The following is a 19292-nucleotide window of genomic DNA, read 5'->3' on the forward strand; positions in this document are numbered from 1 at the left end:
ATTGTACAAGTTAACAAATATATTTTGATCATTATGTGCTAAGTATTAATATTCAATGCGTTGCATAGAATTTATTTTGTAAAATAAGCTTAAAACGTTGTACATTTCCGACCATTAACGGCGTTATGGCGGGTACAGGTGACGGATACCGCTCCGTCCGGGCAGGCTTATAAGACGTAAAGCCAACCATCTGATACTGTGGACATTCATTCACCTCCTCTTATTGGAAACCCTATGCTCACTACCATCATTTACCGTAGTCACCTTCGTGACGACGTACCGGTTACTATGCTGGAAGACATGGTTGTTGCAGCAAATGTAAAAAACAGAGAAGCCGGCGTTAGCGGGATTCTTCTGTTTACTGGCAAGCTCTTTTTTCAGCTGCTCGAAGGACCTGAGGAGAATGTAAGAGCTATTTACGGCGCGATTTGTGAGGATCCGCGTCACCACAACGTGGTGGAACTGTTGTGCGATTACTCCCCCGCCCGACGTTTCGGTAAATACGGCATGGAACTGTTTGATTTACGGCACTATGACCGCCACGAGGTGCTGCAAAACGTCCTGGATAAGGGCACCACAAAGTACCAGATGACCTATAACGACAGGGCGCTGCACTTCTTCAGAACCTTCGTCGAAGAGAGTGAGAAAGAGAACTACTTTGAGCTACCGTCAGGGGATCACTGGGTCTTTGTCCCGGACACTGTGGCGCCCAGCGTACGTGCTCTGTCGGGGCGTTACAGTGACTCGTGCAACTTCGCGTTCCAGCCGATTATCGATCCGCTGGCTCGTGAAATTGTCTCCCTTGAAGCCCTGGTCCGCACCCCGGAAGGGGGCTCTGCCCAGCACTGGTTTGCGGGGCTGGAGGAAGATGCCATCTACGAAGCTGACCTTAAAAGCAAAAGCGTCGCCTTTGCGATGGCAAGCGCACTGGGGCTGGGGGAACAGAGCCTGTCAGTGAACCTTTTACCGATGACGTTGGTCAATATCCCCAACGCTGTCAGCTATCTCATTCAGGAGATAGAGGCTCACGGGCTGGTGCCCGAGCAGATTGTGGTGGAGTTCACCGAGCATGAAGTCATCTCCCGTCTGGATGCGTTTACCGGTGCGGTGCGTGAATTAAAAGCGGCGGGCATCGGCGTGGCGATCGACCACTTCGGTGGAGGGTTTGCCGGCCTGTTGCTGCTGGCGCAGTTTCAGCCAGACCGGATTAAGATCAACCGGGACCTGATCCGCGACGTGCACAAGAGTGGTCCACGGCAGGCGATCGTGCTCGCGATTATCAAATGTTGTACAGCTTTGGAAATATTGATCTCCGCGGTGGGTGTTGAGCTGCCAGAAGAGTGGATGTGGCTCGAATCTGCCGGCGTTTCGCAGTTCCAGGGGCATCTGTTTGCTCACCCTGAACTGGCCGGCATCCCGCCAGTTTCGTGGCCTGAGCCGCGCGAGGAGATTTAGCGCTAGCCTTCACCGGGCAATGATACAATTCTGTTGTACAATATAACGAGTTGTACAGCCCGGTAAGATTCGTTACCTTGAACAATGAATATATCGATCATGTATGAGGAAGCGATGGCCTTTTACAGTATAGGCGATGTCGCAGAACGCTGCGGCATCAACCCCGTCACCCTGCGGGCATGGCAGCGCCGGTATGGCCTGCTCAAACCGCAGCGCAGTGAAGGCGGACATCGTCAATTTGATGATGACGATCTACAGCGCATTGAGGAGATCAAGCGCTGGATTGAACGTGGCGTACCGGTTGGTAAGGTCAAAGCCCTCCTTGATGGGGATAAACCCGCCGAGCCGGGAGACTGGCGTGTTCTGCAGGAAGAGATGATTGGCACGCTGCGCCAGGTCAGCCCGGCAAAATCACGCGCGCAGATCGCGGTATTTTGTCAGCACCACTCAGTAGATGCGTTGGTCGATCATGTGTTTATCCCCGTGCGGGAAACGCTCAGTCTTGATCACGCCACCGCGCGCGCCATGGGCAGCCTGTTGGACGGTATCCTGATTGAGCAGGCGGTGAGCAGCCTGACCGAATCGCGCACCAAAGCGGGCAGGGATGCGTTACTGATTGGCTGGGGTGTGGAGGATCGTACCCGTTTGTGGCTGGAGGCGTGGCGCCTTTCGCAACGGGGTTGGCGCATCAACGTCTTTGCTGAACCTCTTGAGTTACCTCACCCGGAGTTCTTCCCCGGACAACATATCCTCGTCTGGGCGGGTAAAACCTTATCGGACGCACAGCGCCAGCAGCTGGAGCACTGGCAAAAGCAGGGTTATATCATTACGGCACATGGGGCAGCTGAGGCTGTCTGATGCCATTACCCGCCGCAGCGGGTAACATTTTTCCCCTTCATCCGCCAATCCGGCACGCATCCGCTTCCCAGCGATAACCCACGCCATACACTGCGCGAATAAATGACTGGTCGGCATCCAGCGCTTCGAGCTTGCGGCGCAGATTTTTGATATGGCTGTCGATGGTGCGGTCGGTCACCACCCGGTAGTCATCGTACAGGTGGTTCAGTAGCTGCTCGCGGGAGAACACTTTGCCCGGCTCGTGCGACAGGGTTTTCAGCAGGCGAAACTCGGCGGGCGTCAGATCCAGCAGCTTGCTGCGCCAGCTGGCCTGGAAACGGCCTTCGTCGATGATTAACGGGCTTTCGGCATCCAGCGCCTGCAGCTCGCGCTGCGGTTTGCAGCGGCGCAGAATGGTTTTCACCCGGGCCACCACTTCGCGCGGGCTGTAGGGCTTGCAGATGTAATCATCCGCGCCAATCTCCAGCCCCAGCAGGCGGTCAATCTCTTCGATTTTGGCGGTCACCATGACAATCGGCACTTCAGAGAAGCGGCGGATTTCGCGGCACAGGGTCAGGCCGTCGGTGCCTGGCAGCATCAGGTCGAGCAGGATCAAATCCGGTGGGGTCTGGCGTACATATGGCAGGACCTGATCGCCGTGGCTGATAAGCGACGGGGCATAGCTCGCCGCCCGCAGATAGTCGATTAATAACTGCCCAAGTTTAGGCTCATCCTCCACAATCAGGATGCGGAGTGTGTTTTCGTCAATGGGTAATTCAGTCATACTTCTCTCGATAAATCGCGTTCCAGCGGTAGCTCTACTGTAATGCTAACCCCGCCAAAAGGCGAATGGGCGGCGCGGAGGGTGCCGCCGTGGGCTTCAACGATGTTCACGCAGATCGCCAGCCCCAGCCCGGAGCCGCCGCTGGCGCGGTTGCGGGAACCTTCGGTGCGATAAAAACGTTCAAACAGCTTGTTGAGCTGGTCGTCAGAGACGCCGGGCGCGGTGTCGGCGAAGGTCAGCGCAAAGCGGTGATCTTCACATTTGCCGGAAATACGCAGCGCGCCGCCCGCATCGGTATAGCGCAGGCTGTTTTCCAGCAGGTTGTTGAACAGTTGCATCAGCCGGTCGCGATCGCCAAACACCACCGCGTTCTCCGGCAGCGAAAGCTCAATGCGCAGGTCGCGGCTGGCAAAGCGTTCCCGGAAGGCGCCGCTGGCGACTTCCAGAATGTTGATCACATCCACCGGCGCTTTCTGGTAGGCCAGCGCTCCTTCGTCGGACATCGACAGCTGATGCAGATCCTCTACCAGTTTAGTGAGGGTGCCCACTTCCGCCTGTAAAGAGGCGACGGACTCAGGCGTGAACTTGCGTACGCCATCCTGAATCGCCTCCAGTTCGCCGCGCAGCACCGCCAGCGGGGTACGCAGCTCGTGGGAGATATCAGCCATAAAATCCCGGCGCATCTGCTGGTTCTTCTCAAGCGTACTGGCGAGCTGGTTAAAGTCCTGAGCCAGCTTGCCCAGCTCGTCCTGGCTGCGGGTATCGACGCGGGTGGAAAAATTCCCCGCAGCCAGCTGGTGGGTACCGTCCACCAGCCGTTTAACCGGGGCCAGCAGGCCGCGCGCCAGCGGGAAGGTCGCCAGCGCCGCCAGCAGGGTGGAAAGCGCCACTATCAGCCAGCTGGTCTGACGCTGCTGTCGATCAAAATTGATGTCGGTATTGCGCGTCAGCCGCTCGACCGGGGAGGCGATCACCCAGCCGACGGCCGCGCCGTTGACGGTGATGGCCCGCTTCGTGCCGTCCGGCGGCACCGGAGCCCGCGGGCCGACCAGCACCCGCATCTCCTGGTCGATCACCCAGAACTGGGTACGCCAGCCGTGGGGCGGCATGCCGGGACCGGGGCGATCGTCGTCAGTGTCGTGCTCCAGCGAGCGCAGGATCTGAAAGACAAAGCGGTCATTGTTGCGTAAAAAACGCCAGTTGCCGTGCAGGGCGTACTGCTCGGCCAGGGCATCGCTCAGGCCCTGCAGACGCTGCTCGTTACCGTGTTTGATGTAGTCAATAAAGCCGCGCTCAAAGCTGACCCGCACCGCCCAGTGCATGGTGATCAGCAGGACCATACAGGTGGCGAAAATAGCCAGAAATAGCTTGCCGGTGATACCCGGTCGCCAGAACTTCATCGTTCACTCCTTTTGCGCCGCCTGATGACGACATTCTTGCTGGTATCATCCGGAACCCGGGCGAAAATAAAGGCCGGCAGGGCGATAATCAACGCCATGCTCAGGTAGGTATAGAGGAACACCTGATGGACGACGGCGCTGTCGGCGGTGAGCTGATGCTGCCCGTACATGCCCAGCAGCAGCCCGGCAATCGTCACGCCCACGCTCATCGACAGCTGCATGATCATCGACAGCAGGCTGTTGCCGCTGCTCGCCTGCTCATCGGGCAGATCTTTCAGCGTCAGGGTGTTCATGGAGGAGAAGCGGATAGAGTTGATCATCCCCTGGCAGAACAGCACCAGCGGCAGAATGTAGTACCAGCCCAGCAGCGCAACGCCCATAAACAGCAGGCTCACCAGCGCCAGCCCCAGCGTGGAGGCGACCAGTACCCGGCGATAACCGAAGTAGTTGACCACCTGCACGACAATGCGCTTCATCCCCATGCTGCCGAGCACCATCGGGATCATCATCAGCCCGGCGTGGAACGGCGAAAAGCCGAGGCCGATCTGTAAGAAGACCGGAGTCATAAATGGCAGCATCCCACTGCCGATGCGTCCGGCCAGGCTGCCGAGCAGCCCCAGCCGGTAGGTGGTGTTCTGAAAAAGCGTCAGGCTGAATAACGCCCGGTCGTTGCCCCGGGCGTGCCACAGATACCAGAGAATCGACAGCACGCCGATGGTCACCAGCCCGGCGAGGGCCAGGGAGGAGATCCCCAGCCCCTTTTGCCCGTCCAGCGCCAGGGTCAGGGTCGCCATCCCCGCCGCCAGCAGGAAAAAGCCCCCCAGATCGAAACGTCGGGTCTGCATTTTGTAGTTCGGCATCAACATCAGGGTGGCAATCGCCCCGATAATGCCCACCGGCAGGTTGATGAGAAAGATCCAGTGCCAGGAGGCATACTCCACCAGCACCCCGCCAAGGGCCGGGCCCAGCAGCGGCCCCACCTGGCCGGGGAGGGTGACGAAGGTCATCGCCGCCATGTACTGCTCGCGCGGGACGATCTTCATCACCGTCAGCCTGCCCACCGGCACCATCATCGCGCCGCCGACGCCCTGTAGCACCCGGGCCATCACCAGCTCGTTGAGCGTCTCCGCCCGGGCGCAGAACAGGGAGCCTGCGGTAAAGAGCACGATGGCGGTAAAGAAGATATTGCGCACCCCCACTTTGTCCGCCAGCCAGCCGCTGGCGGGCAGCATCACGGCCACCGTCAGCACGTAGGCGACAATCACCATATGCATATGCAGCGGGCTCTCCCCCAGGCTTTTCGCCATGGAGGGGAGGGCAGTGTTGACGATCGTCGTATCCAGCGACTGCATAAAGAAGCCGAAGGCGACAATCCATAGCTGCCAGCGAACGTTAGCGGGGAGATCCGTCATTAGCCGTTTACCGTCTCTTTCTGTTTACGTGAAAAACGCACCCGTAAGCGATCAAAGAACAGATAGACCACCGGGGTGGTATAGAGCGTCAGCAGCTGGCTCATCACCAGCCCGCCGACAATGGTGATCCCCAGCGGCTGGCGCAGCTCCGCGCCATCCCCGCTGGAGATCACCAGCGGCAGAGCGCCGAACAGCGCTGCCAGGGTGGTCATCATAATCGGGCGAAAACGCAGCAGGCAGGCCTGGAAGATCGCCTCCTGCGGCGTCATGTTGCCGTTGCGCTGCGCCTCCAGGGCAAAGTCGACCATCATGATGGCGTTTTTCTTCACGATGCCGATTAACAGCATAATACCGATCAACGCAATCAGGCTGAACGGGGCGCCAAACAGCTCCAGCGCCAGCAACGCGCCTACGCCCGCCGAGGGGAGGGTGGAGAGAATAGTCAGCGGATGGACGTAGCTCTCATAGAGCACCCCAAGCACGATATAGACCGTGGCGATGGCCGCCAGAATCAGGATCACCTGCGAGTTCATGGTCTCCTGGAACACCTGGGCGGTGCCGGCAAAGCTGCCGCGTACGGTGGACGGCACGCCAAGCTGGGTCATGGCGCGGTTGATGGCGTCGCTGGCTTCCGAGAGGGATTTGCCGGTTGGCAGGTTAAACGACACGGTCGAGGCCGCCGACAGCCCCTGATGGTTGACCGACAGCGGCGCGTTCGAAGGCTGCCAGCGGGCAAAGTAGGAGAGCGGAATCGCCTTGCCGTCGTTATTAATCACAAACATCTTACCCAGGGCGCTGATATCCTGGGTATAGCGGGGATCGACCTCCATCACCACCTTGTACTGGTTCATCGGCTGATAGATGGTCGAGATCTGCCGTTGGCCGAAGGCGTTATTCAGCAGGCTGTTGGCGGCGCTAACATCAATGCCCAGCCGCGACATGGTTTCGCGGTCATAGGTCAGGGCCATCTCCGCGCCGTTGTCCTGCTGGTCGGAGTTAACGTCCGCCAACTCCGGCAGCGCCGCCAGCGCCTTGCGGATCTTCGGCTCCCACTCTCTGAGGGCCGCCAGATCGTCCGACAGCAGGGTGTACTGATAGCTGGCATTCGACTGACGCCCGCCCACGCGGATATCCTGCACCGCCACCAGGAACATATTCGCTCCCGGCTCTTTCGAAAGCGCGCCCCTGAGGCGGTCGATCACCTGCTGCGCGGTTTCATTACGCTCCTCGCGGGGCTTGAGGGTAATAAACATCATCCCGCTGTTGACCCGCGAGCCGCCGGTAAAGCCGGTGACGTTATCCACGGCTTTGTCTTCACGGATGATCTTCATGAAATCCTGCAACTTGCCACGCATCGCCTGGAAGGAGATGCTTTGGTCGGCCTGGATGCCGCCCATCAGCACCCCGGTGTCCTGCTCCGGGAAGAAAGTTTTCGGAATGGTGATATACATCCAGACGTTGAGGGCGATGGTGCCGATCAGCACCAGCCCGACGATCCGGGTGTGGTTCAGCACCCACTGCAGCGATTTACCGTAGCCCGACTGCAACGCCATCAGCATCCGGCCAAAGCCCCGTTTGCGCGGCTGCGACGTCGGTGGGCTGCGTTTCAGCATCCAGCCGCACATCATCGGCGTGAGCGTCAGCGACACCAGCAGCGATATACCGATCGCCACCGACAGCGTGACCGCAAACTCCCGTAACAGACGCCCCGGCAGTCCGTCCATCAACAGCAGGGGCAGGAATACCGCCACCAGGGAGAGGCTCATGGAGAGCACCGTAAAGCCCACCTCACGCGAGCCTTGCAACGCCGCCTGCAGCGGCTTCATCCCCGCTTCGAGGTGGCGGGAGATGTTCTCCAGCACCACGATGGCGTCATCCACTACAAAGCCGGTGGCGATGGTCAGGGCCATCAGGGACAAATTGTTGAGGCTAAAGCCGCACAGGTACATGGCGGCGAAGGTGCCAATCAGCGACACCGGGACCGCCACCGCCGGGATCAGCGTGGCGCGCCCGGAGCGCAGGAAGAGAAATACCACCAGGATCACCAGCGCCACCGAGATAATCAGCGTTTGCTCTACTTCCTCCAGCGAGGCGCGAATGGTGGGGGAGCGATCCTGGGCAATCTGCAGATCGATGGCCGCCGGAATGGTCTCCTGCAGCTCCGGCAGACGGGCGCGAATGCTGTTCACCGTCTCGATGATGTTGGCTTCCGGTAGTTTGCGGATCATCAGCAAAATGGCGGGCTTAGCGTTGGTCATCCCGGCGTTGCGCACGTCCTGCACCGAGTCGGTGATGCTCGCCACGTCGCTTAAGCGCACCGCCGCGCCGTTATTGTAGTGGATGATTAAGGGCTGATATTCCGCCGCGGTCTTCAGTTCGTCGTTGGTCTGGATCTGCCAGCGACGGCTGCCATCCTCCACCGACCCTTGCGGCCTGCGCACGTTGGCGTTGCTGATGGCGCTGCGTACGTCGTCCAGCGAGACGCCCTGGTTAAACAGCGCCTGCGGGTTGAGCCCCACGCGCACCGCGGGAAGGGAGCTGCCGCCAACGTCCACATCGCCCACGCCCTCAATCTGGGCGATGGTCTGCGCCAGCTGGGTGGAGGCGAAGTCGTACAGCTGCCCCTGGGAGTAGGTGTCCGAGGTGAGCGTCAGGATCATAATCGGCGCATCGGACGGGTTGGCTTTGCGGTAGGTCGGACGGCTCGGCATGCCGCTCGGGAGCAGGCTTTGCGCGGCGTTGATCGCCGCCTGCACGTCGCGCGCCGCGCCGTTGATGTCGCGGTTAAAGTTAAATTCCAGAATGATGCGCGTGCTGCCGAGGGAGCTGCTGGAGGTCATCTCGTTGACCCCGGCAATGCGCCCCAGCGAGCGCTCCAGTGGCGTAGCCACCGACGAGGCCATCGTCTCCGGGGAGGCACCGGGGAGCGAGGCGCTGACCATGATCACCGGGAAATCCACCTGCGGCAGCGGGGCCACCGGCAGCAGCCGGAAGCCGAGCACGCCGCAGAGGGTGATGGCGATAGAGATTAAAATCGTCGCCACCGGGCGGTAAATGAAGAGGGCGAAAAACTTCACTTACGCCTCCTCTTCTTCACGTTTCGGGAAACGGCTTTTGCTCCACAGGGCCAGGCGGTCAAAGAGCAGGTAGATCACCGGCGTGGTAAACAGGGTTAACACCTGGCTCACCAGCAGACCGCCCACCATGCCAATCCCTAACGGACGGCGCAGTTCGGCCCCGACCCCGGTGCTGAGCATCAGCGGCAGGGCACCAAGCAGCGCGGCGAGGGTGGTCATCAGGATCGGACGAAAACGCAGCAGACAGGCCTGATAGATTGCCTCCCGCGGCGGCATGCCCTGCTCGCGCTCGGCGGCGAGGGCAAAGTCGATCATCATGATGGCGTTCTTCTTGACGATGCCGATCAACAGGATAATGCCGATGATCGCAATCACATCCAGCTCGCTGCCCGCCAGCATCAGCGCCAGCAACGCACCCACGCCCGCGGTGGGCAGGGTCGAGAGGATGGTGATGGGGTGAATAAAGCTCTCATACAGCACCCCCAGCACGATGTACATCGCCACCACCGCGGCCACGATCAGCCAGATGGTGCTCCCGAGCGCCGCCTGGAAGGCGAGTGTACTGCCCTGGAAGTGGGTCTGGATATCGGTCGGGAAGCTGAGACGTTTTTCCGTATCGGTAATGGCCTGAATCGCTTCGCCCAGCGAGTAGTCGTCCGGGACGTTAAACGAAATGGTGGTGGAGGGGAACTGATCCAGATGGTTCACCGCAAGCGGCGTAAAGCGCTCTTCCACTTTGGCAATTGCATTCAGGGGCACAATTCCGCCATCTTTGCTGGTCAGGCGAATCGAGTCCAGCCCTGCCAGCCCCGGCGTCTGCCGGGTATCGTGCTCCAGTACCACCCGGTACTGGTTAGCCTGGGTATAGATGGTGGAGATCAGGCGCTGGCCGAAGGCGTTGTACAGGGCGTTATCCACATCCGCCATGCTAATGCCCAGCCGGCTGGCGCTGTCGCGATCGACGTTGATATACGCCGCCAGGCCTTTGTCCTGCCAGTCGCTGCTCAAATCCGAGAGCTGCGGCAACTGCTGCAGCTCATCCACCAGCTGCGGCACCCAGGTGCTGAGCGCGTCGAGGCTGGTGGCCTGTAGAGTGAACTGATACTGGGTGCGGCTTACCGTGGTATCGATGGTCAGATCCTGCGTCGGCTGCAGGTAGAGTTCCACGCCAGGCACCTTCGCCACTGCATTTTGCAGTCGGTCGATCACCGTGTTCACCCGGTCGTCGCGATCGTCCAGCGGCTTGAGGTTGATCTGCAGGCGAGCGCTATTGAGGGACGGGTTGGTGCCATCAACGCCGACGAACGCGGTCAGACTCTCCACCGCCGGATCTTTCATGATCACGTCGGAGACCGCCTGCTGGCGCTGGGCCATGCTGGCGAACGAAACCGACTGCGGCGCCTGCAACGTACCCTGAATAATGCCGTTATCCTGGATCGGGAAGAAGCCTTTCGGGATCATCACCCACAGCAGCACGCTTAACGCCAGGGTACCCAGCGCCACGCCGAGGGTCGCCCACGGATGGTTCAGCACTTTGGCCAGCAGGCGTCCGTAAGCGGCAATAATCCGCTCGAACATCCGCTCCGAGGCACGGGAGAAGCGGTTCTGCTTGCGCAGGGATTCATGGCTCAGCATGCGGGCGCACATCATCGGCGTCAGGGTGAGCGACACCACCGCCGAGATTAAAATCGCCACCGCCAGCGTCACCGCAAACTCCCGGAACAGACGCCCGACGATATCGCCCATAAACAGCAGCGGGATCAGCACCGCAATCAGCGAGAAGGTCAGCGAGATAATGGTAAAGCCGATCTCGCCTGCGCCTTTTAGCGCTGCCGCCAGCGGTTTTTCACCTTTTTCGATATAGCGGGAGATGTTTTCGATCACTACGATGGCGTCATCCACCACAAAGCCGGTGGCGATGGTCAGGGCCATCAGCGTCAGGTTATTGATCGAGAAGTCGAGGAATACCATTACCGCAAAGGTGCCCACCAGCGACAGCGGCACCGCCACGGCGGGAATGATGGTCGCCGGAACGTTGCGCAGGAACAGGTAGATGATCATCACCACCAGCGCAATCGCCAGCATCAGCTCAAACTGGGTATCACTGACCGAGGCGCGAATGTTGGTGGTGCGATCCGACAGCACCTTAACGCTCACCGATTTTGGCAGGCTGTCGATAAGGGTGGGCAGCATGGCGCGAATGCTGTCGGCGGTATCAATGATATTCGCCCCCGGCTGGCGCTGGACGTTCATCACAATCGCCTGCTGCTTGTTGGCCCACGCCCCAAGCCAGCTGTTTTCTGCCCCCTGCTCGACGGTGGCGACATCCCCTAAGCGGATCGCCGCCCCGTTTTGGTAGGCGACAATCAGCTGACGATACTCATCCGCGGACTGCATCTGGTCATTGGCGGAAAGGGTCACCGCCCGGGTTGGGCCATCGAGGGAGCCTTTCGCCGAGTTAACGTTGGCGTTGCTGATGGCGGTGCGAATAGTTTCGCTGGTCAGCCCCAGGGAGGCGATCGCCTGGGCGTTGAGCTTAACGCGAACCGCCGGGCGCTGGCCGCCGGAGAGGGTCACCAGCCCGACGCCGGAGACCTGGGAGATTTTCTGCGCCACGCGGGTTTCTACCATATCTTCGACCTGGGTCATCGGCATGGCGGAGGAGGTGACGGCGAGGGTCATAATCGGCGGATCCGCCGGATTCACCTTGCTGTAGACCGGCGGGTTAGGCAGGTCAGACGGCAGCAGGTTGGTGGCGGCGTTGATGGCGGCCTGCACCTCCTGCTCGGCAACATCCAGCGACAGGCTGAGCTGGAACTGTAACGTCACCACCGACGCGCCGCCGGAGCTTTGGGAGGACATCTGCTTCAGGCCCGACATCTGTCCAAACTGGCGCTCCAGCGGGGCGGTAATGGCCGAGGTCACGACATCCGGGCTGGCGCCAGGGTAGAGCGTCACCACCTGAATGGTGGGGTAATCCACTTCCGGCAGGGCGGAGACCGGCAGGAAGCGGTAGCCAATGATCCCCGCCAGCAGGATCGCCACCATCAGCAGGGTGGTGGCGACAGGGCGCAGAATAAACAGACGCGACGGCCCGCCTGTAGAGCTCGGGGGCATCACCTGCATCAGGCGTTCTCTCCCTGTTTTTTATGTTCGCGTTTGGCTGGCTGGGCAGGGGTGTCGGCGTGGGCTTCAACCACTTCCACTTTGGCCCCTTCGGTCAGACGGTCGATGCCGTCAGTTACCACGCGGTCGCCTGCCGACAGTCCGGCGGCAATCACCACGCTCTGGCTGTCCTGAATGCCCGGTTTCACCAGGTGCTTGCTGACCTTGTTGTCACTGTTCAGCACCCAGACGAAGTTGCCTTCGTTACCCATTTGCAACGCTGCCGTTGGGATCACCACCGCATTCTCTTCGGTAGCGACCAGCATGCGGGCGTTAACAAACTGGTTCGGAAACAGGGCATCGTCCTGATTGTTGAAGCGCGCTTTCAGCTTGATGGTACCGGTGGTGGTGTCGATCTGGTTATCGAGGCTCAGCAGGGTGCCGTCGCTGAGCTTCTGCTTGTTGGCCCGATCCCAGGCCTCCACGGTTAAGCTTTTACCCGCTTTCTGCGCTTGGATCACGGTGGCGATATCGCTCTCCGGCAGGGTGAAGACCAGATCGATAGGGTGGGTCTGAGTCAGCACCACGATCCCGGTGGTATCGCCGCTGGAGATCTGGTTGCCGATATCCACCTGTTTTAACCCCACCCGCCCGTCGATAGGGGCGGTGATGCGGCTCCAGTCGAGCTGGAGCTGCGCGCTGGCGACGGCGGCCTGGTCTGCCTTAATGGTTCCCATGCTTTCGCTCACCAGCGCCTGCTGGGCGTCGAGCTCCTGGCGGGAGACGAGGTTGGTTTTCACCAGTTGCTGATAACGGGCCAGATCCCGACGGGCATTTGCGAGGGTGGCCTGATCTTTAGCCAGCTGTCCCTGGGCCTGGGCCAGCGCAACCTTGAACTGGCTGGGATCGACTTCAGCCAGCAGATCGCCAGCCTTTACCTGTTGTCCTTCCTGGAAGTGCAGGGCGATAAGCTGCCCGTCGACGCGGCTGCGCACGGTGACGGTGTTGGCGGCGGTAATGGTGCCGAGCCCGGAGAGATAACGCGGCACGGATTTACTGACCGCGGTGGCGGCCTGCACTGGCGCCAGCGCACCGCCGCGCATCCCGTGGCGTCCACCGCCTGCCGGGCGCTGCGCCTGGCTGGATGCACCGGCAGGAGCCGAAGCGTGTTGATGCCAGTACCACGCGGCGGCAAGGGCCACCACAATGATGCCAGCGGCGATTACCCAGCGGGATTTATTGCGGCCTTTCATCGTTATATGTTCTCGTCCTGAAACAGTGCGGAAAATAATACTAGTTTAGTGAGGCAATTGAGCGGAAAAATGGAGGAAATATGAAAGACTGTCTGGAATTGTCCGAATGGCGCGGGGCAAGGCCGGTGCGGTCTGCGTGCCGGGTGGCGGCTGCGCCTTACCCGGCCTACACAAACGACACCCGGCATTTCCACCCTAGCTGAAGACCACCTGCGCCCAGCGCGCCAGCCCGGCGGTGACGGAGCCGAAATCATCGCCCCCGGCAATCGGGATGCCCGGCAGCTGCTGCGCCAGCGCTTTTTTGATCAGCGGCGAACGGGCGCTACCCCCGGTGAGATAGATCACGTCCGGCTTTTCGTTGCCGTTATCCAGTGCCAGCTGCACCTGCTCGAGGATGCGCTGTAACGGCTGCGCCAGCGCCGCCTCCAGCCCCTGCTGGCTGATGGCTGTCGCCAGCTCATCGCTGATGAACGGCAGCGTTACGGCGTGTTCTGCGGCCTCGGAGAGGGCAATTTTGCTCTCTTCGGCGCTACGTACCACCCGGTAGCTCAGGCGCTGACGCCACACTTTATGCAGCAGCGCCACTTTTTCGCCATCCTGGGCGTCACGGATCAGATCGTTAAGAAAACGGCCATTGGCGACGCTGTAGAAATCGCTTTGCGCTGGCACATCGTTAATCGCTACCGCGTTCCACCACGGCAGAATTGGCAGGGCGGTGCCTTTTTCGGTCTGCCCGCCCATGCCGAGCAGCGGCATCAGGCTCTTAAAGGCCAGGGCGATGTCCAGGTCGTTACCGCCGATACGACAGCCGCTGTGCCCCAGCAGGCTGCTCTCGCGATCCTGGCGCTGGTGCCACTGCGGGCCCATCAGCAGCAGCGAGCAGTCGGTGGTCCCGCCGCCGATATCCACGACAAGTACCCGTTTTTCACTGTTCAGGGTCGCTTCAAAATCGAGACCGGCGGCAACCGGCTCATACTGGAACACCACGTCGCGGAACCCGGCACGCTGCGCAGCACGTTCCAGAATCCCCTGCGCCTGCTGGTTCGCTTCATCGCCCCCCAGCCCCTGGAAGTTAATTGGCCGACCAATCACCGCCTGGGCGATCGTATCCGTCAGCTGCGTCTGGGCCTGCTGGCGAATATGCAGCATCATGGCGCAGACCAGATCTTCAAACAGCGCTACCTGCTGCGGCTTCAGGCCGCTGGCGCCGAGGAAGGATTTTGGTGACTTAACGAAGTAGACCTCTTCCGGATCTTCAATGTAGTGACCCAGCGACGACAGACCGAACTGCACGCTGCCCGGGGTGACCTCGATATCTTCATCGCGGTTAAAGCTCACCGCCCGACGCAGCAGCGCCTGGGTTTCCGTACCGGTAGCCGGAACCTGATGGTGGCGGTACAGCCACTCGCTCACCGCCTCGCGGGTCGGTGCGCAGAGCATCGACGGCAGCAGCGTGCTGTTGTTTTCCATTTTCAGCAGCTGCGGCTGCCCGTTTTGCATCACCGCAACTGAACAGTTGGCGGTGCCATAGTCAAATCCGATAAACACTTCAGCGTCCCCATGCCATTGAGAAGGGGCGAGACTGTAGCGAAATGTCAGGCTGGCGACAACTGGAATATGAAAGCAAGGCGCAGGGGGCGATCTCCGTTTATGCTGTGACAGGACAAAATAAGGAGCGACGATGTTTACCCTCACCTGGCAGCCGCCCTATGACTGGCAATGGATGTTGAAATTTCTTGGCGATCGTGCGGTCGCCGGGATTGAAATCGTGACCCCCACCGACTATACCCGCAGCTTTGCCTGCCAGGGACATCAGGGGCTGATCCACGTCACCCCGCAGCCCGGGGGCACGCTGGAGGTGGTACTCAGCGACGGGCTGTTGCCGGTGGCCGATCTCTGCCTGGCACGCATCACCCGCCTGTTCGATCTGCACTGCGATCCGCAGCAGATCGAACAGGCGCTGGGCTCGCTCGGCGCCGCGCGGCCAGGCCTGCGCCTGCCGGGATCCGTGGATACCTGGGAGCAGGGCGTGCGCGCCATCCTCGGCCAACTGGTCAGCGTGGCGATGGCCGCGAAGCTCACCGCAAAGCTGGTGGCGCTCTGTGGTGAACCCCTGCCGGAGGCGCCGGGCTATCGCTGTTTCCCGACGCCTGCCGCGGTAGCACAAACCGATCCACTGGCGCTGAAAGCGCTGGGCATGCCGCTGAAACGCGCAGAGTCGCTGATCCATCTGGCCCGGTCAGTCATGGCGGGGGATTTCCCGACAGAGGCCCCGGCCGATATTGAGAGCGCGATTAAAGCGCTACAGACCCGGCCCGGAATTGGCCGCTGGACGGCAAACTACTTTGCCCTGCGCGGCTGGCAGGCAAAAGATGTTTTTCTGGCGGATGATTATCTGATTAAGCAGCGCTTTGCCGGGATGACCCCGGCGCAAATCCGCCGCTATGCCGAACGCTGGCAGCCGTGGCGCTCGTACGCCCTGCTGCATATCTGGTATACCGATGGCTGGACGCCGTCAGTTGATGCCGAAGTAGCTGGTATTCAGTAGCAGCTCCAGCGGCTGCGGCTCGCCAATGGTATTGCCGTAGATATAGTCGATGCCAATGCCGGAGAGGGTATCCATCATGATCGGTTGGTTGCTCGGCCCGGCGATTGTTTTGATGCCCAGCCGCTGGGCGTGGCCCTGGATAATGGTCACCAGCATCTCATCCATCAGATTTCCGTGAACGTTCGCCACCAGCTCGGGGTCGAGGAGCAGATAATCGGCCATCTGCGCGCTCAGGTGGTTGAACACCTCCATATCGCGACCCACATGGCTCAGGATGATACGGCATCCGGCTTCACGCAGCTTCTGCAGATTGTGGTGGGTATTGTCATCCTCCTGCGTCAGGACGCTGACGTTAACGATCAGATGCAGCAGGCGCGGCTGCAGCGGACAGGCGCGCAGCATCTCCAGCAGTTCATCCACCAGCGTGGCGCTGGCCAGACCGGCCATGGAGAGCGGCAGGGCGACCCCGGTGCCTTTGTTGGTCAATGGGGTGGCGAAGTTGCGGAAAAACTCCTGCAAAATACGTCTGTCCAGGGCGTGGATTAACTCCGGCTCCGCCAGCCCGGCCCGGAAAGCCTGCTCTTCGAGCATCTCGCCGTCGTTGGTCCACAGGCGCAGGGCAAGCATCCAGAAGGTACTGCTTTCAGGGATGCGCGGCGAGGCGACGCTGCGGGCGATCATCAGCAGATGATTGTCTTTGATCATGTGCCACTGCTCGTCCAGCGAGATAGCACCCGGCGCGTTCAGCATTCGCTCCTGCTGCGGTTCATACACCGTCACCACGCCACGGCCACTGTTCTTCGATGAGTAGCAGGCGATATCAGCCTGCGACATCACTTCTGAGGCCTGGTTATTGCGCTCGTCGATCTGGGTGATCCCGGCGCTGGCGCCGATGCGGTGCAGGCGGCCCTCCCACATAAAGTGATAGCCGTTGATGGCGTCGATGATGCGACCGGCAATATAGCGCGCGCTTTCCGTGTTGCAGTCCGGCAGCAGCAGGCCAAACTCATCCCCGCCCAGACGGGCCAGCATATCGGTGGAACGCAGCATGCTCAGCATCAGGGAGGAGAGCTCCCGCAGCAGCGCATCCCCTGCCGCGTGGCCTGCGGTGTCGTTGACCGCTTTGAAACGGTCCAGATCGATAAACACCAGCGCATGACGCTGGCGCGTCTCCTGCACGGTGTGCAGCATCCGCTTAAGGGAAGCCTCAAAACTGACGCGGTTCGCCAGGTGGGTGAGGGCATCATGAGAGGCGTTATAGCTCAGCTCGCGCAGCATTTTGCGCGATTCGGTAACGTCCTGGATAACCAGCACCGAGCCGATGTTCTGTCCGTCGAGGGTGCTTAGCGGGGTAATGCTGTAGTGAATATCGTAGCTGCCGCCGTTGCGGCTGTGCAGCACCACATCCTGTTCGATGTCGCTGCGGGACATATCTCCGCTGTGGATGTTCTCCATCAGCGGGCCGTTATCGCCGAAGGTGATATGCAGGACCGAGAGGATCGGCTGGGACAAAGCCTCTTCCTGCAGCCAGCCGCTCATCTTCTCCGCCACCGGGTTCATAAAGGTGACGTTCATATTCACGTCGGTACAGAGCACCGCTTCGCCGATGGAGTCGAGAGTAATATGCAGGCGCTCTTTTTCCTGGAACAGCGCCTCGTTCAGCTCTTTTACTTCGGTCATATCCATATTGATACCAAGCAGGCGTTCCACTTCGCCCTGTTTATTCAGCACCCGGTTCGCCAGAGCGCGAATGTGCCTGATACCGTCTTTCACCCGGATACGGAACTCCAGCTTGAACGGAACGCGGGCCGCCAGCGAATCCCGTACCACCTGTTCCGCCATGGCACGATCTTCCGGCAGCATGCTCTCATGCCAGAGCTGCCAGGTAGGCTTAACGTGAGGAGGCACTTCATACAGTTCGAACATGCGCTTATCCCAGCTGATGACGTTGGGTTTGACATCCCACTCCCAGATGCCAATCCCGCCAGCCTCGTTGGCAAGCGTAATACGTTCCATCAGGCGCTTATTCACCCATTCGGTATGCTTGAGGTCGTTAATATCTTCCACCTGGGCAATAAAGTAGAGCGGGGTACCATCGGCGTGACGCACCAGGGAGACCGCCAGCAGCGCCCAGACCACCTCGCCGCTGCGGGTGTAGTAGCGCTTTTCCAGCGAGTAGCTGTTGATTTTGCCTTGCAGCAGTTGGTCCAGTTGCTCCAGATCGCTCTCTAAATCTTCCGGCCAGGTGAGTTGCTGGAAGCTAAGGGAACGTAGCTCGGCCTGGGAGTAACCGAGGAACTGGCACAGCGCTTTGTTCGCCTGCAACCACTGTCCGTCGGTGCTGACCAGCGCCATACCGATAACGGAATACTCCATCGCGTTGCGAAAACGCTCTTCGCTTTCGGTAATGTGCTTACGCTCGGCGCGAAACGCATACATCACCATGGTCATTACGTTGGCGGGGAGCAGCATCATCAGGAAGGGCAGCCACGGAGCGTTAGTCATCGCACCAACATTTTGCGTGGTCAGCGGGACCGGATTTTTGGCAATCATCAACGACACCATCATTACCGTCACCAGGAAGACCAGGAAGGCTTCAAGACGCGGCAGACGCACGGCGCTCCACATCAGCAGGACAATGATGGCCGTAAAGGGCCAGGGCAAAAAATGCAAGGCGATCCAGCTGAGCAGCAGCGTCACCACCATAGTCAGCAGGGTTTCAAACAGCAGGCGGGGGTTGCGATGGCGCAGCAGATAGTGCGGCTTAAACAGCAGCCCTAATGGCACCAGCGCCAGCGCGCCGACAGATTCTGACAGCACCCAGACCATAAAGCTGCGCAGCGGCTCGTCGCTCGGGACCAGCAGCCAGACCAGCACGCCACCCAGCAGGGGCGGGATCAGCGCGCTGCCGATCGCCAGACGGATCCAGTCCCCGAGATTCTGCAAAGGGTTGTAGCCGGGGAGCAGTTTGCGCAGCAATAACGCGCCGACAAATGCCTCTACAATGTTGATGCCCGTGTACCACAGGTTGATGGCATCCCAGGAGAAGATAAGCCAGGTGGCGAAGATATTACCGACGCTACAGGCGAGGGCGATGCCGGGCCACATCTTTCCGGCATGGCGGTAGAACGCCACCATGATAATAGAGGTCGGGAACCATAAAGGCGCCAAAAAAGTGCCGAAACGCGTTAATTCGAGCGAGAAAAGTGTGAATATAAAGGTAACCAGTCCAAGACTGACAAGCCGTAGTAAAGGATGTGGCGTAGTGACCAAAACGCGCTGGTATTTTTTATTCATTACCGCTTTATCCGAAGACGCGATGCCGCCAGGAGTCTGCTCCGGACGAGTTCATTTTTTAATTTTCTTCATGCTAGTACAAACAATTTACAATTTATATGGTATGCGCTCATAAATTGACATC

Annotated in this window: 11 protein-coding genes; 3 read left to right on the forward strand and 8 right to left on the reverse strand. The window is 60.0% G+C overall.

Annotated elements, in window-relative coordinates; genetic code table 11:
- The first annotated feature begins 234 nt into the window (after window positions 1–234).
- Window positions 235–1455, forward strand: a complete 1221-nt coding sequence (locus C3406_RS12510) for a diguanylate phosphodiesterase (protein WP_103825063.1) — start codon at window positions 235–237, stop codon at window positions 1453–1455.
- 114 nt (window positions 1456–1569) lie between these two features.
- On the forward strand, window positions 1570–2313 hold the full coding sequence (locus C3406_RS12515; RefSeq protein WP_103825100.1) for a MerR family transcriptional regulator: 744 nt from the start codon (window positions 1570–1572) through the stop codon (window positions 2311–2313).
- Window positions 2314–2350: 37 nt separating this feature from the next.
- On the opposite strand, the gene baeR is transcribed toward C3406_RS12515, so the two are convergent.
- The 7 genes from baeR to yegD all read right to left on the reverse strand — a co-directional run bounded on the left by baeR (window position 2351) and on the right by yegD (window position 14871).
- Window positions 2351–3076: an envelope stress response regulator BaeR gene (gene baeR / locus C3406_RS12520; protein ID WP_103825064.1), complete on the reverse strand. Its 726-nt coding sequence runs from the start codon at window positions 3074–3076 to the stop codon at window positions 2351–2353.
- Window positions 3073–4476 (reverse strand): envelope stress sensor histidine kinase BaeS, encoded by a 1404-nt coding sequence (gene baeS, locus C3406_RS12525; RefSeq protein ID WP_103825065.1) that lies wholly within the window; start codon window positions 4474–4476, stop codon window positions 3073–3075. Before baeS ends, baeR begins: the two co-directional genes overlap by 4 nt.
- Window positions 4473–5888 (reverse strand): MFS transporter, encoded by a 1416-nt coding sequence (gene mdtD / locus C3406_RS12530; protein WP_103825066.1) that lies wholly within the window; start codon window positions 5886–5888, stop codon window positions 4473–4475. The genes baeS and mdtD overlap by 4 nt, the downstream gene beginning before the upstream one ends.
- Window positions 5888–8965: a multidrug efflux RND transporter permease subunit MdtC gene (gene mdtC / locus C3406_RS12535; protein ID WP_103825067.1), complete on the reverse strand. Its 3078-nt coding sequence runs from the start codon at window positions 8963–8965 to the stop codon at window positions 5888–5890. The genes mdtD and mdtC overlap by 1 nt, the downstream gene beginning before the upstream one ends.
- Entirely contained in the window at window positions 8966–12091 is a 3126-nt protein-coding gene (locus C3406_RS12540; RefSeq protein WP_103825068.1) for an MdtB/MuxB family multidrug efflux RND transporter permease subunit, read from the reverse strand.
- The gene (locus tag C3406_RS12545) at window positions 12091–13323 is read right to left on the reverse strand and encodes an MdtA/MuxA family multidrug efflux RND transporter periplasmic adaptor subunit (protein WP_103825069.1); all 1233 of its coding nucleotides are present in this window, start codon (window positions 13321–13323) and stop codon (window positions 12091–12093) included. The genes C3406_RS12540 and C3406_RS12545 overlap by 1 nt, the downstream gene beginning before the upstream one ends.
- Window positions 13324–13518: 195 nt before the next feature.
- Complete coding sequence (yegD, locus tag C3406_RS12550; protein WP_103825070.1) at window positions 13519–14871, reverse strand: molecular chaperone; 1353 nt, start codon at window positions 14869–14871, stop codon at window positions 13519–13521.
- A gap of 133 nt (window positions 14872–15004) precedes the next feature.
- On the opposite strand from yegD, the gene alkA reads away from it, so the two are divergent.
- Entirely contained in the window at window positions 15005–15871 is an 867-nt protein-coding gene (alkA, locus tag C3406_RS12560) for a DNA-3-methyladenine glycosylase 2 (RefSeq protein ID WP_103825071.1), read from the forward strand.
- On the opposite strand, the gene C3406_RS12565 is transcribed toward alkA, so the two are convergent.
- Window positions 15839–19168: a diguanylate cyclase gene (locus C3406_RS12565; RefSeq protein ID WP_103825072.1), complete on the reverse strand. Its 3330-nt coding sequence runs from the start codon at window positions 19166–19168 to the stop codon at window positions 15839–15841. The two genes, alkA and C3406_RS12565, sit on opposite strands and share 33 nt — an antisense overlap.
- Window positions 19169–19292: the final 124 nt, after the last annotated feature.

It is taken from the genome of Leclercia sp. LSNIH8 (genome assembly GCF_002920195.1).
GTDB lineage: Bacteria > Pseudomonadota > Gammaproteobacteria > Enterobacterales > Enterobacteriaceae > Enterobacter.